The 11,846-nt window shown below is 72.6% G+C and carries 10 protein-coding genes and 1 tRNA gene; 6 read left to right on the top strand and 5 right to left on the bottom strand.

Going from position 1 to position 11,846, the window contains the following annotated elements:
* Positions 1-45: 45 nt before the first annotated feature.
* The 3 genes from WCD41_RS28085 to WCD41_RS28075 form a co-directional block, all read right to left on the bottom strand.
* Entirely contained in the window at positions 46-1,206 is a 1,161-nt protein-coding gene (locus WCD41_RS28085; protein ID WP_337718544.1) for a hypothetical protein, read from the bottom strand.
* Between the two features lie 152 nt (positions 1,207-1,358).
* The gene (locus WCD41_RS28080) at positions 1,359-2,858 is read right to left on the bottom strand and encodes a mannitol dehydrogenase family protein (RefSeq protein WP_337718543.1); all 1,500 of its coding nucleotides are present in this window, start codon (positions 2,856-2,858) and stop codon (positions 1,359-1,361) included.
* A gap of 64 nt (positions 2,859-2,922) precedes the next feature.
* Positions 2,923-4,146 carry a hypothetical protein gene (locus tag WCD41_RS28075; RefSeq protein WP_337718542.1) on the bottom strand — a complete coding sequence of 408 codons (1,224 nt, stop codon included), beginning with the start codon at positions 4,144-4,146 and terminating at the stop codon, positions 2,923-2,925.
* A 119-nt stretch (positions 4,147-4,265) separates the two neighbouring features.
* Between WCD41_RS28075 and WCD41_RS28070 the strand changes: the two genes are divergently transcribed.
* Positions 4,266-4,339, top strand: a tRNA-Pro gene (locus WCD41_RS28070).
* A 246-nt stretch (positions 4,340-4,585) separates the two neighbouring features.
* Here the strand turns inward: WCD41_RS28070 and WCD41_RS28065 are convergent.
* Positions 4,586-5,443 (bottom strand): acyl-CoA thioesterase domain-containing protein, encoded by an 858-nt coding sequence (locus tag WCD41_RS28065; protein WP_337718541.1) that lies wholly within the window; start codon positions 5,441-5,443, stop codon positions 4,586-4,588.
* A 180-nt stretch (positions 5,444-5,623) separates the two neighbouring features.
* Between WCD41_RS28065 and WCD41_RS28060 the strand changes: the two genes are divergently transcribed.
* Entirely contained in the window at positions 5,624-6,943 is a 1,320-nt protein-coding gene (locus tag WCD41_RS28060) for an MFS transporter (RefSeq protein ID WP_337718540.1), read from the top strand.
* 57 nt (positions 6,944-7,000) lie between these two features.
* Here the strand turns inward: WCD41_RS28060 and WCD41_RS28055 are convergent, their stop codons facing one another.
* The gene (locus WCD41_RS28055; RefSeq protein WP_337718539.1) at positions 7,001-7,456 is read right to left on the bottom strand and encodes a MaoC family dehydratase; all 456 of its coding nucleotides are present in this window, start codon (positions 7,454-7,456) and stop codon (positions 7,001-7,003) included.
* 19 nt (positions 7,457-7,475) lie between these two features.
* Between WCD41_RS28055 and WCD41_RS28050 the strand changes: the two genes are divergently transcribed.
* The 4 genes from WCD41_RS28050 to WCD41_RS28035 are packed head-to-tail and all read left to right on the top strand — an operon-like array spanning position 7,476 to position 11,846.
* Entirely contained in the window at positions 7,476-9,206 is a 1,731-nt protein-coding gene (locus WCD41_RS28050; RefSeq protein WP_337718538.1) for a CoA-transferase, read from the top strand.
* Entirely contained in the window at positions 9,203-10,384 is a 1,182-nt protein-coding gene (locus WCD41_RS28045; RefSeq protein ID WP_337718537.1) for an acyl-CoA dehydrogenase family protein, read from the top strand. The genes WCD41_RS28050 and WCD41_RS28045 overlap by 4 nt, the downstream gene beginning before the upstream one ends.
* Complete coding sequence (locus WCD41_RS28040; RefSeq protein WP_337718536.1) at positions 10,381-11,172, top strand: enoyl-CoA hydratase/isomerase family protein; 792 nt, start codon at positions 10,381-10,383, stop codon at positions 11,170-11,172. The genes WCD41_RS28045 and WCD41_RS28040 overlap by 4 nt, the downstream gene beginning before the upstream one ends.
* Positions 11,173-11,183: 11 nt before the next feature.
* The gene (locus WCD41_RS28035; RefSeq protein ID WP_337718535.1) at positions 11,184-11,846 is read left to right on the top strand and encodes a nitroreductase; all 663 of its coding nucleotides are present in this window, start codon (positions 11,184-11,186) and stop codon (positions 11,844-11,846) included.

The raw sequence follows: 11,846 nt of genomic DNA, 5'->3' as shown, positions 1-11,846 counted from the left end.
GGGGCGGGGGACGTCGGGGGGTGGGGGAGCGAGGGAGAACGGAGATCAGCAGGCATAGGTGAACCCGCCCGTGCCCTCGGCGGCCTGGGGCGTGGCCGGGACGCCGTCGAGGACGCGCAGGGTGGCCGAGCCGTCGAAGGTGCCCTCGCCGCTGACCGTCCACTGCAGCCGCACGTCGGTGCTGGTCGCGCCGGACGCGACGCTCTGCGTCAGCGGCTCGGTGATCTGCCCGTCGCTGCGTTCCCAGCGGTAGCGGAACGTGCCGGCGGTGCCGTCGGTGGCGACCGTCCCGACGAGGACGACGGTGGCGCCGCAGCCGGCCTCGGCCGGGTCCGCCGCCACCGTGACGCCCTGGATGCCGACCGGGGTGGTCGGGCGCAGGAACAGCCAGGCGAGCACGCCGGCGATGGCGAGCAGGGTGAGGAGGCCGCCGACGAACGGCGTCCGGCGCTTCCGACGCGGCCGGGCCGGGGTCGGTGCGGCGCCCTCGGCGGGTGGACGGTGCCAGGTGGGTGTGGCGGGCGGGGGCGGTGACGCGGGCATCCCCGGGCCGAAGCGGACGATGTCCTCGTGGCCGCCGGGTGCTGGGCGCGCACCGGCCGGCGGGCGGTGGCCGGGGCCGGTCGTGCCGACACCGGCCGAGGGCGGGCCGGTGAACGGCCCCGAGGGCGGCCCGGTCACCCGTCCGCGCTGTCCGAGTCCGGTGGCGTCAGGGGGCACCTGTGCTGCGCTGCGACGCGCGCCGAGTCCGGTGCCGTCGACGGGGGCTGCGCTCGCCGACCCGGCGGCCCGGCGCTGGCCGAGCCCGGTGGCGTCGGCCGCGGGCGTGGTCGGGACGACGCTGGTGGCCGCGTCGACGGAGCCCGGGTCCTGCCCGCCGCCCTTCCGGACACCGAGGCCCGTGGCGTCGGCCGGGACGCCCACCATGCTGGTGGCGGCCTCGTCCGCCGCGGGCTGGGCGGGCGCCGCCGGCACCGGACGCGCCGGGGTCGGCGGCCCGGCGGCGCGGCGTCCCGCGGCGGGGATGCCGACCATGCTGGTCGCGGCCTCGGCCGTCGGCTGACTCCCCGTGCGGCGGATCGCGTCGGGCGGGCTCGTCGCCACCGGCGGGGTCGCGGCGCCGTGGCCGGACGCCGGCGCGTCGCCGTCACGCGGACGACGACGCCCCTGTCCGGTCACCGCGGCGTCGTTCGACCCGTCGGTCATCAAGTGCCCCCCACCAAGCCACCCGAGAACTGGGTGAGCAGCTTGCTGCGTGGGGTGCCGTGACGTCTGCCGTAGTTCGCTACTGCATGTGAACTCTGTGCGGGGCGGCTCCCGATGTCCCGGTCGGGCGCTTCCGGGACGTCAGAGCGCGATCACCGGGGGAGGCGCGCGTCGACGTCGGTGACCGTGGCCCGCGCGCCCTGCTCGTGCAGCGCATCGAGGTGGGCGCGGTAGGCGGCGGTGAAGCGCTCGTCGTCGACGAGGCCGCCGAACAGGTCGCGGTCGGCGAGGAACGCCAGCGGCTCGTCGGGGTAGCGGCGGGCGGCGGCGATGCGGTCCTCGGCGCGGCCGGTGTCGACCACCTCGATCGCCTCGCCGTCCTCGTCGACCCCCTCGGCGTAGCGGGCCCAGGCGGCGACGACCAGGGCCGAGCGGTCGATCTCGCCGCCGTTCTCCAGGTTGATGCGGATGACCGGCACCAGCCAGGTCGGGATGCGGTCGGAGCTCTCGGCGGCGAGGCGCGCGAGGGTGTCGCGGATCTCCGGGTTGGCGAACCGCTCGATCAGCGTCGCCTTGTAGTCGTCGAGGTCGACCCCGGGGACGGGGGCGAGCGTGGGCGTCGCCTCGCGGTCCATGTAGGCGCGGGTGAAGCCGGCGAACAGCTCGTCGCCCGCGACCTCGTGGGCGTAGCGGTAACCCGCCAGGTAGCCGAGGTAGGCGATCGCCTGGTGGCTCGCGTTGAGCAGGCGCAGCTTCATCAGCTCGTAGGGCTCGACGTCCTCGACGACCTGGACCCCGACGTCCTCGAACGGCGGGCGCCCGGCGGCGAAGCGGTCCTCGAGCACCCACTGCGTGAAGGGTTCGCAGACGACGGGCCAGGCGTCGACGATCCCGCTGTTCGCCTCGAGCTCCGCGCGGTCCTCGTCGGTGGTGCGCGGGGTGATCCGGTCGACCATGGAGTTGGGGAACGGGACGTTGGCCTCGATCCAGTTCGCGAGCTCGGGGTCCCGACGCCGCGCGTAGGCCGTGATCATCGCGTGCGCGACGTGCCCGTTGCCCTGGATGTTGTCGCACGACATCACCGTGAACGGGCCGGTGCCGTCGTCACGACGCCGGCGCAGGGCCTCGACGACGTAGCCGAAGGTGGTCTGCGGCGCGGCACCCTCCGCGGCGGCGATGTCCGCCTGGATCGCCGGGTCGCGGTCGTCGAACTCGCCGGTGCTCGCGTTCTTGTGGTAACCGCCCTCGGTGACGGTGAGGCTGACGATCCGCGTGGCCGGGTCCGCCATGCGGTCCAGGACGGCGTCGGGGTCCTCCGGCGCGAACAGGAAGTCGACGATCGAGCCGATGACCCGCGCCTCGCGGCGACCGTCGGCGTGCTTGAGCACGAGGGTGTAGAGGTCGTCCTGCGCCTCGGTCACCTCGGCCATCCGCCGGTCGGCCTCGAGCACCCCGACCCCGCAGATGCCCCAGTCCAGGGCCTTGCCCTGCTGCATGAGCTCGTCGAGGTACATCGCCTGGTGCGCCCGATGGAAGCCGCCGACCCCGAAGTGCACGATGCCGACCGACACCGCGTCGCGGTCGTAGGTCGGGCCCGGTACCTCCGCGGGCAGGTCCGCCAGGTTCGCCGCCGTCAGCGTCGTCGCAGCCACACCGCCCACTATGGCGCGTGCCACCCGATCACCGCATCCGCTCCCGGGCGGAGCGGGAGATCGGTCAGCGGACCAGCGGCGGTGCCGCCGGTTGGGCCTCGAGCGGCGGCTGCACCACGGTGCGCGGAGGCGGGTCGCCCAGCGGCGGCAGGAGGGGCTGGCGGGGCGTCCCGCCACCGCCGACGCTGTCGGGACCGTTGTTGTCCACGACGTGGAGCAGCGGACGGATCCGCTTGACGTCCTCGGCCCACGGGTTGTCCGTCACCTCGGAGTCGACCTCCAGGTCGTAACCCCAGTCGCCGCGGAACTGCTCGCGCATCGATCCCGCCGGGCCGACCTCGGCGTTGAGCGCGAACTGCGGGCCGTTGGTGTCGTCGACGATGTAGGCGCCGTAGTTCTGCAGTGTCCAGGCGAGCTGGCGGCCGGGCTCGGTGGTCAGTCCGATGGCCCCGATGTCGACCGACGGCGGCAGCGCGAGCAGCGCGCCCATCCGCATCGCGGGGTTCCGGACGTCCCCGACGGTGCCGTAGTTCGTCGGGCCGGCACGGTCGCCCTTGCGTGCCGGCCACCGCGAGCAGCCGGCCGAGTCCGAGCAGCGGGCCAGCTCACCCCGGCCGTAGACGTTCACCTTGATGACGTGCCGCGGCCCCTCCTGGCCGGGGCGGAGCTCCCCGAGCCGGATCGACCCACCGAGCGCCGAGAGCCCCGACCCGCCGTGCGAGCCGTCGATGCCCGGGCCGTACAGGTCGGCGTCGGGGAAGTAGACGTAGCTCGTCGCCGGCCCGCCCGCGGCGCACCGGGCCAGCGGCTGCACGTTGATGACGGTGCGGCGGTCGGCGGCGAGGATCGCGGTGCTCTGGTTCTTGTTGTCGCTGGGCAGGACGTAGTTCGCCGGGATCGGCGCGGTCCGCAGCACCCGGGTGGGGTCGCTCTCGCACCGGTCACCCCCGAATCCCCCCTCGCTGAACTGGATCGGTGTCTCGGGCGCGTCCGGGCTCAGGATGATGGCCTCGTCGTCGATCTGCGGGACGCGCCCGGTGTCCCGGCCTCCCGGCAGCGGCTGCAGCCCGGCCGGGACGAAGACCGCTCCGCTGCCGATGGGGGTGTTCCAGATGCTGTCCGACGCGAACGGCTGACGCAGCGGGTCCCGCTGCCCGGCATCGACCGGTGCCTGCGCGTCGGCCTGCACCCCGATCGAGCCGCATCCCGCCAGCACGAACGCCAGGACGGCGGTCACGGCGAGCAGCGCGCGGCGGCGCTTCGATGACAAAACGACGAAATCCCCCACGGTGCCCTGCGTACACCACGGCCCCGGCGCCCCCGCGCCGGGTCGGCCCGTCCCCCCGATCGGTCGAGGGCGCCCCGTGGGGTAGCCTTGCCTGGTCGCGCTCGAGGGCGTCGACGGTGCGGGACGTGGCGCAGCTTGGTAGCGCACTTGACTGGGGGTCAAGGGGTCGCAGGTTCAAATCCTGTCGTCCCGACGCACTTCACGGACCGATGGATCTCCATCGGCCCGTTTGCGTGGTGCGGGTCGTGGTGCGACTCGTCCGACAGGGGCGCGATGAACTCGCGGGAGCGACGCTAGGGCACGCCGGCACGCGTGTCGAACCGCCCCGGAATCGACGGTCGTTGCGTCGCCGACAGAGCCTCTGGTGTGTGCTCGTGCGGACGATGCAGAGGCGCGGTGAGCGACGAGACACGGCTGTGTGCGTGCGCTCTCGTGCGTCTCACCGGGCCCGCGATGGGTCCACGGCGTGGCGGCCGTTGGCGAGCGTGGAGACGACCGCGCTGCCGAGGGGGCCGTGGCGGTCGAAGACGGTCGTGGTGCCGGTGGCCAGGCCGTCGGACTCGACGCGCGAGGTGGCGATCATGCCCACGCCCTCGCCGTGGGCCGGCAGGCGGGTGAGGGTGAGGGTGGCGTCAGCGTTGATGAACTCGACGCCGCGGGTGCCCCAGCTGCTGGTCAGGTTCGCCGCGTCGGCCAGGACCGCGACGTGCTCGAAGGGGGTCGGGTCCTCGCCCTCGACGAGGGGCGCGGCCGGGAACCAGACCGCCTTGCGCGCGTCGTTGGTGTGGGCGCGGGGGTCGTCCGACCAGCCGTCGTCGCTGCGGTAGAGGATCGGTTCGACGGGGTCGGGCTCGAGGTCTGCCGGTGGGGCCTCCGGGGTGTCGGGGAGCGGACCGGCCCACGTTGTGCCCGAGGACGGCCCGCCGGTGGCCAGAAGCAGGAGGGTCGCCCGGGCGACGGTCGTCCCCTCCTGGAGCAGGACCGCGTCGATCAGGCGTAGCCGGCGCCCGCCCCGGACGATCGTGGCCTGCGCCGTGCTCGGCACCATCGCGCCGGGGCGGAAGAGGTCCAGCGTCCACCGCACGGGGCGGAAGCGCTCGGCGCCCTCGAGCTCGTGTGCGGCGCGTTCGGCGGCCCGCGCGAGGAGGCCGCTGACCGCGGTGCCCCGGAGCTGTCCGGCGCCGTCCGGCCCGCCCCAGCCGCTGGTCGCTCGCGGCAGCGGCACGAACAGGCCGCCGTCGACCCGGAAGAACGCCGCGGGCTGGCCGTGGTCGACAGGCGTGCCGGCACATGACATGGCTTGAACCTCCCACGTGACCCCCCGGCCCTGACGGGGAGCCGTGAGTTCGGTCTTGTGATCTCGACCGTCGCCTGAGCATCATATATTTAACATGGCCGGATCGTCCGGCTTGTCGCCGTGGACGGTTTCCGCGGGTGGTGCCGGGGCGCCCTCTGGGTGCCGGAGGAGAGGCAGGCGATGACGCTTCACGACGACGCCCGGACAGAGGTGGAGCCCGCACGGACGACGACCCGGTCCCGCAGGGTCCTGCCGGCGGCGATCGCGTCGCAGTCGATCGAGTTCTACGACTTCCTGATCTACGGAACGGCGGCGTCGCTGGTCTTCGGGAAGCTGTTCTTCCCGGCCGTGAGCCCGGTGGCGGGCGTCCTCGCCGCGTTCGCGACGTTCGCGGTCGGGTTCGCGGGACGTCCCGTCGGCGCGGTGGTCTTCGGTCACATCGGTGACCGCTACGGCCGGAAGCCCGCCCTCGTCGGCGCTCTCATGCTGATGGCCGTCGCGACGTTGCTGATCGGCCTCCTGCCGACCTACGCGAGCGTCGGGTTGCTCGCACCCGTGCTGCTGGCGGTGCTGCGGGTCTTCCAGGGCATCTCGATGGGCGGCCAGTGGGCGGGCGTCACGCTCATCGCTCTGGAGCACGCACCGGCGCGACGTCGGGGCCTCCACGCCGCCCTGCCCCAGCTCGGAGTGTCGATCGGCATGATCAGCGGGACGCTGGTCTTCCTGCTGATCAGCACCTCCACCTCGGCGGACCAGTTCGCATCCTGGGGGTGGCGGATCCCGTTCCTGTTGACGTTCCTGATGTTCCCGGTCGCCTACTACCTGCACCGTTTCATCGAAGACACCCCGGCCTTCAAGCAGGCCGAGAACGCCATCGCCTCGGACGGGGCGCGCCCCCGCTCGTCGGTGATCGAGGTCCTGCGCCGGCCGCGCCAGATGCTGCTGGCGATCGCGACCTACCTTGTGGCGTCGGTGTTCTTCTACGTGATCGTCACCGGCAGCCTCGACTACGGCGTGCGGGAGCTGGAGATTCCCCGCGGCACGATGCTGACCGCGATCATGCTCTCGATGCTCGCGTTCGCGGCCGCGACGGTGGGCTTCGCCTGGCTCTCCGACCTCGTCGGCCGCAAGCCCGTCTACGCCGGCGGGGCGGCCCTGGCCGGGGTCTGGGCCTTCGTCACCTTCCCGCTGGTGGAGACACGCAGCTTCGGCCTGATCCTGCTCGGGCTGTCGATCGCGCAGGTCTCCATTGGTGCCATGTACGGCACGGCGACGTCGATGTTCGCCGAGATGTTCCCGCCGAGCATGCGCTACTCGGGGGCCTCCCTCGGCAACCAGCTCGCCAACATCCTCGGCGGCGGGCTCGCGCCGTTCACGATGGTGGCCCTGCTCGCCGCGACGGGCACGACGGTGTCCGTGGCGATCTACGTGGCGCTCACCGCGGTCATCTGCCTCGTGGCCCTGGCTTTCATCCGGTTCCCGGACTCGGACGCCGCCTGAGAGGGAGCGCCGTCGACGACGCGTCCTGATCGGGCGCGGTCGTCGACGGCTCCGGACTCACTCGAAGGAGATGCGGGTCAGCAGTTCGGCCACACAGGCCGGCTTGACCACGTGCTGGAGCTCGACCGTCACCCGCGTCAGGAGCTGGAGCCCACCGTCCGGCAAGTCGTCGGCCGATGCGATGACCAACCTGGCCCGGAGGCGCGAGCCGACCGGCACCGGCGAGGGGAAGCGGACCTTCTCCAGCCCGTAGTTCACGGCCGTCGCGCCCTCGAACCGCCGGATGCCGTTCGCGAGGACCGGCACGAGCGACAGGGTGAGGAACCCGTGGGCCACCGTCGTGCCGAACGGCCCCGCCGCGGCCCGCACCGGGTCGACGTGGATCCACTGGTGGTCACCGGTGTCCTCGGCGAACCCGTCGACCCGGTCCTGGTCGACGATCATCCATTCCCCGGGACCGATCTCACGGCCGAGAGCTTCTCGGACGTCTGTGACGTTGCGCAGAGCTAGCATGCAAAATATATTATCTGACATGACCGGCGGAGAGGGTGCGACCGAGACGGAGTTCTGTGGGCTGGCCGACGCCGTCTCGCACCACGTCCGGGACGGCGACGCGATCCACGTCGTGATGGGTCACAGCCGGTGGAGCGCTCTTGTCCGCGAGGTCGCTCGCCAGCACTGGGGGAGGCCGTCGGGCTTCACGCTGATCATGGCGAGCCTGTCGTCGCTGGGCACGGCGCTCGTGCGGTCGGGGTGCCTGCGCAAGGTCGTCTCGGTCTACTCCGGGGATTCGTTCCCCGTCTTCACTCCCAACCCGGTCTACCAGCAAGGGTTCCGGGAGCTGGAGGTCGAGCACTGGTCGTTCCTGACCTTCATCCAGCGGCTGCGGGCTGCGGCGACCGGCGTGCCGGCGGTCGTGACGAACTCCGTGCGCGGCTCGTCGATGGCCGACAACGACGCCTACGCCGAGGTCGACACGGCGTTCGGCCGGGTCAGGCTCGTGGCGCCTCTGGTCCCGGACGTCGCCGTGCTCCACGCCGCTGTCGCTGACCGCGCTGGCAACCTGGCTGTCGCGCCGCCGGTGTTCGAGGGGTTCGTGGGAGCGCTCGCGGCGCGGCGCGGGGTTCTCGCGACCGTGGAGCGGGTGGTCGACGACCTGCGCCCGTGGTCGGGGCTGGTGCGTATCCCGGCGCACCGGGTGCTCGCCGTCGTCGAGGCACCTTTCGGGGCTCACCCCGGCGGGGTCTTTCCCGGCCCGGAGGGCATGGCGCTCCCGGTGCGGGGCTACGCGGAGGACATCCCGTTCTGGATCGACGTCCGGGACGCGAGCCGGCGAGACGACTTCGACGCCTGGATCCGCGAGTGGGTCCTCGAACCCGCCGACCACGACGCCTACCTCGCGAAACTCGGGAGGAATCGCCTGGACGCGCTCGTCGCGCGGGCCACGACACCCCGCTCGCCGGCGACGACGCCGTCGGACGAGCCGCCGTCGCCCACCGAGCGCGCCGCGGTGTGGCTCGCGGACCTGCTCGTCGAGCGGATCGCCGCGACCGGAGCCGACTCGGTACTCGCCGGCGCCGGGCTCGCGAACCTGGCCGCGTGGGATGGCGTCGGCCGGTGTCGCGCCGCAGGCTCCCGTATCGCCCTGATCGCGGAACTGGGTCTCTGGGGCTACGACCCCGCCCCGGGCGACCCGTACCCATTCAGCTTCGCCAACTTCCCGACCAGCTCGATGCTGCTCGACACCGAGCAGGTCCTCGGGTCCTTCGTGACGAGCCCGACGACGCGCACGGTCGCCTGCGTGGGCGCCGCGCTGGTCGACCGGCACGGGAACATCAACACCACCCGCACCGACGACGGCACGCACCTCGTCGGTTCCGGCGGCGCCAACGACATCGTCACCGGCGCCGACGAGACCCTGGTGGTCGGCACGATGAGCCCGCGCCGCTTCGTCGCCGACACCGACTACATCACCAGCCCGGGCGACCGGGTCCGCGCGGTGGTCACCGACCTCGGCGTCCTCGAGAAGCTGGGCGGTGAGCTGATTCTGGCCGCCGTCGCGCCCGGCCCCGAGCCCCGGCAGGAACGGATCGAGCACGCCCGGGCGCGGTGCGGCTGGGCATTGAAGACCGCCGACCACGTCCGAGACCTGCGCGAAGTGGGACCGGACGACGTCGAAGCACTGCGCTCGTTCGACCCTGACGGCCTCTTCCTCGGCCGTCGGGTCAGGCAAGCCGCCGACCACGGAAAGGAACGGCCATGAGCGCACCGACAACGCAGGTCGTCGCCGACGAAGACTTCGCCTACATCCGCGATCAGGTGCGGGAGTTCGTGCGCGAGGCGGTCGTCCCGCGGGAGGCCGAGATCGCCGAGACCGACGCGATCCCCGACGATCTGCGCCGCCAGGCCGCCGAGATGGGACTGTTCGGCTACGCCCTGCCGCAGGAGTACGGGGGGCTCGGGCTGGTGATCACCCAGGACGTCGAGCTGGCGTTCGAGCTCGGCTACACCGCGCTGTCGTTCCGCTCGCTGTTCGGGACCAACAACGGCATCGCCGGGCAGGTGCTGGTCGGCTACGGCACCGACGAGCAGCGCAAGCAGTGGCTCGAGCCGATGGCCGAGGGCCGGTGCATCGCCTCGTTCGCGCTGACCGAGCCCGAGGCCGGGTCGGACCCGTCGGGTATGCGGGCCACCGCGACCTGGACCGACGGCGCCGACGGGGGGTGGGTGATCGACGGGCAGAAGCGCTACATCACCAACGCGCCGCTCTCGGACCTGCTGGTGACCTTCGCGAAGGTGCGGGGGACCGGAGAGTCTGATGGGCGGATCGCGGTGTTCCTGGTGCCGACGACGGCACCCGGTGTGATCGTCGGGCCGAAGGACCGCAAGATGGGCCAGGAGGGCGCCACGTCCTCCGAGGTCACCTTCGACGGGGTCCGGGTCGGGGCGGACGCCCTGGTCAGCGGCGAGATCGACACCGGCTTCCGGGCGGCGATGTCGGTGCTCGCCCGCGGCCGGGTGCACATCTCGGCGCTGGCGATGGGGCTCGCGCAGCGCGCGCTCGACGAGTCGGTGGCCTACTCGGTGGTGAACCGCCAGGGCGGGGTGCCGACCGGTGAGCGCCAGCTGGTGCAGGCGATGCTCGCCGAGCAGGCGTCGCTGGTGATGGCGGGCAAGGCCTGCGCCCGCGAGGCCGCCGCCCGCTACCTCGACGGCTCCGATCGCCGGGTCGGCCCCTCGGCGGCCAAGCTGTTCTGCACCGAGGCTGCCGGGAAGGTCGCCGACCTTGCGGTCCAGGTCCACGGCGGCGCGGGCTACATGCGCGAGATGCCCGTGGAGCGGCTCTACCGCGACGTGCGGCTGCTGCGGCTCTACGAGGGCACCAGCGAGATCCAGAAGCTGATCGTCGGCCGGGAACTGGTCAAGCAGGCCGGCGCATGACCCCCTACCAGCGGTTCCCGAACCTGCGCATCGACGGCCCCGACGACGACGGGATCGTCGAGCTGGTGCTCGACGCACCGAACCTCAACGCCGTGAGCGAGGCCGCGCACGCCGAGCTCGCGGAGGTCTGGCGGGCGTTCGACGCCGACGACGCCATGCGGGTCGTGCTGCTGCGCGGTGAGGGCAAGGGCTTCTCGGCCGGGGGCTCGTTCGACCTCGTCGAGAAGCTCGCGACCGACTTCGACGCCCGCACACGCACCATGCGCGAGGCCCGCGACCTGGTCTACAACGTCATCGACTGCTCGAAGCCGGTCGTGTCGGCCATCCACGGGCCCGCGGTCGGGGCCGGCCTCGTCGCCGGGATGCTCGCCGACGTCTCCGTGGTGAGCCGCACCGCGAAGATCATCGACGGGCACACCCGGCTCGGTGTCGCCGCGGGCGACCACGCTGCGATCTGCTGGCCGCTGCTGTGCGGCATGGCCAAGGCGAAGTACTACCTCATGACCTGTCGTCCGCTCTCGGGCGAGGAGGCCGAGCGCATCGGGTTGGTCTCGCTGTGCGTCGAGGACGCCGAGCTCCAGGCGACGGCCCGCGAGGTCGCCGTGGAGCTGGCGCACGGCGCGCCGAGCGCGATCCGCTGGACCAAGCAGTCGCTGAACAACTGGTATCGGCAGGTGGCCGGGGCGATCTTCGACCAGTCCCTGGCGCTGGAGTTCTACGGTTTCGGCGGTCCCGAGGTCCACGAAGGACTGGCCTCGCACCGCGAGCGGCGTGCGCCGCAGTTCTGAGGAGACGACGCATGGAGTTCGAGGACCTCTTGGGATCGCGGTGGAGCTGCCGCGCGTTCCGCGACGAGGAGCTGCCCGATGACCTGCTGACCGACATCTTCCGTGTCGCGCAGCGGACCGCCTCGTGGTGCAACACCCAGCCGTGGCAGGTGCTGCTGACCCGCGGTCCGGCCACGAAGCGCTTCGCCGAGAGCCTGACCGCCCACGTCCGCGAGAACCCGCCGAGCCCGGATCTCGAGATGCCGGCCGAGTACCGGGGTGTCTATCGGGATCGGCGTCGCGGCGCCGGGTTCGCGCTCTACGCCGCCCTCGGCATCGGCCGCGAGGACAAGGCGGCCCGCGACGCGCAGAGCATGCGCAACTTCTCGTTCTTCGGCGCGCCGCACGTCGCCGTAATCACGACCGACCGCCTGCAGGGCACCTACGGTGCGATCGACTGCGGTGGCTATGTCGCCAACCTGCTCACCGCGGCCCGGGAGCGCGGGGTCGCGACGATCCCGCAGGCCGCGATCGCGGTCCATTCCGGCCACGTACGGGAGTTCTTCGACCTGCCGGAGGACCGGCTCGTCGTGTGCGCGGTCTCGCTCGGCTGGGCCGACGAGGCCGACCCGGTCAACGGCTTCCGCACCGAGCGCGCCGACGTCGCCGACGCCGTGACGGTCGTCGACCGCTGA

It is taken from the genome of Actinomycetospora aeridis (assembly GCF_037400275.1).
GTDB classification, from domain to species: domain Bacteria; phylum Actinomycetota; class Actinomycetes; order Mycobacteriales; family Pseudonocardiaceae; genus Actinomycetospora; species Actinomycetospora aeridis.
Note: the sequence above shows the minus strand (reverse complement) of the source record. Positions and strands in the feature narration are given on the sequence as shown.

Coding starts and splice junctions, on each gene's coding strand:
- WCD41_RS28055 (WP_337718539.1), bottom strand. CDS start 7,456: ATGCTAGCTCTGCGCAACGTCACAGACGTCCGAGAAGCTCTCGGCCGT.
- WCD41_RS28085 (WP_337718544.1), bottom strand. CDS start 1,206: ATGACCGACGGGTCGAACGACGCCGCGGTGACCGGACAGGGGCGTCGT.
- WCD41_RS28050 (WP_337718538.1), top strand. CDS start 7,476: ATGACCGGCGGAGAGGGTGCGACCGAGACGGAGTTCTGTGGGCTGGCC.
- WCD41_RS28040 (WP_337718536.1), top strand. CDS start 10,381: ATGACCCCCTACCAGCGGTTCCCGAACCTGCGCATCGACGGCCCCGAC.
- WCD41_RS28065 (WP_337718541.1), bottom strand. CDS start 5,443: ATGTCATGTGCCGGCACGCCTGTCGACCACGGCCAGCCCGCGGCGTTC.
- WCD41_RS28060 (WP_337718540.1), top strand. CDS start 5,624: ATGACGCTTCACGACGACGCCCGGACAGAGGTGGAGCCCGCACGGACG.
- WCD41_RS28045 (WP_337718537.1), top strand. CDS start 9,203: ATGAGCGCACCGACAACGCAGGTCGTCGCCGACGAAGACTTCGCCTAC.
- WCD41_RS28035 (WP_337718535.1), top strand. CDS start 11,184: ATGGAGTTCGAGGACCTCTTGGGATCGCGGTGGAGCTGCCGCGCGTTC.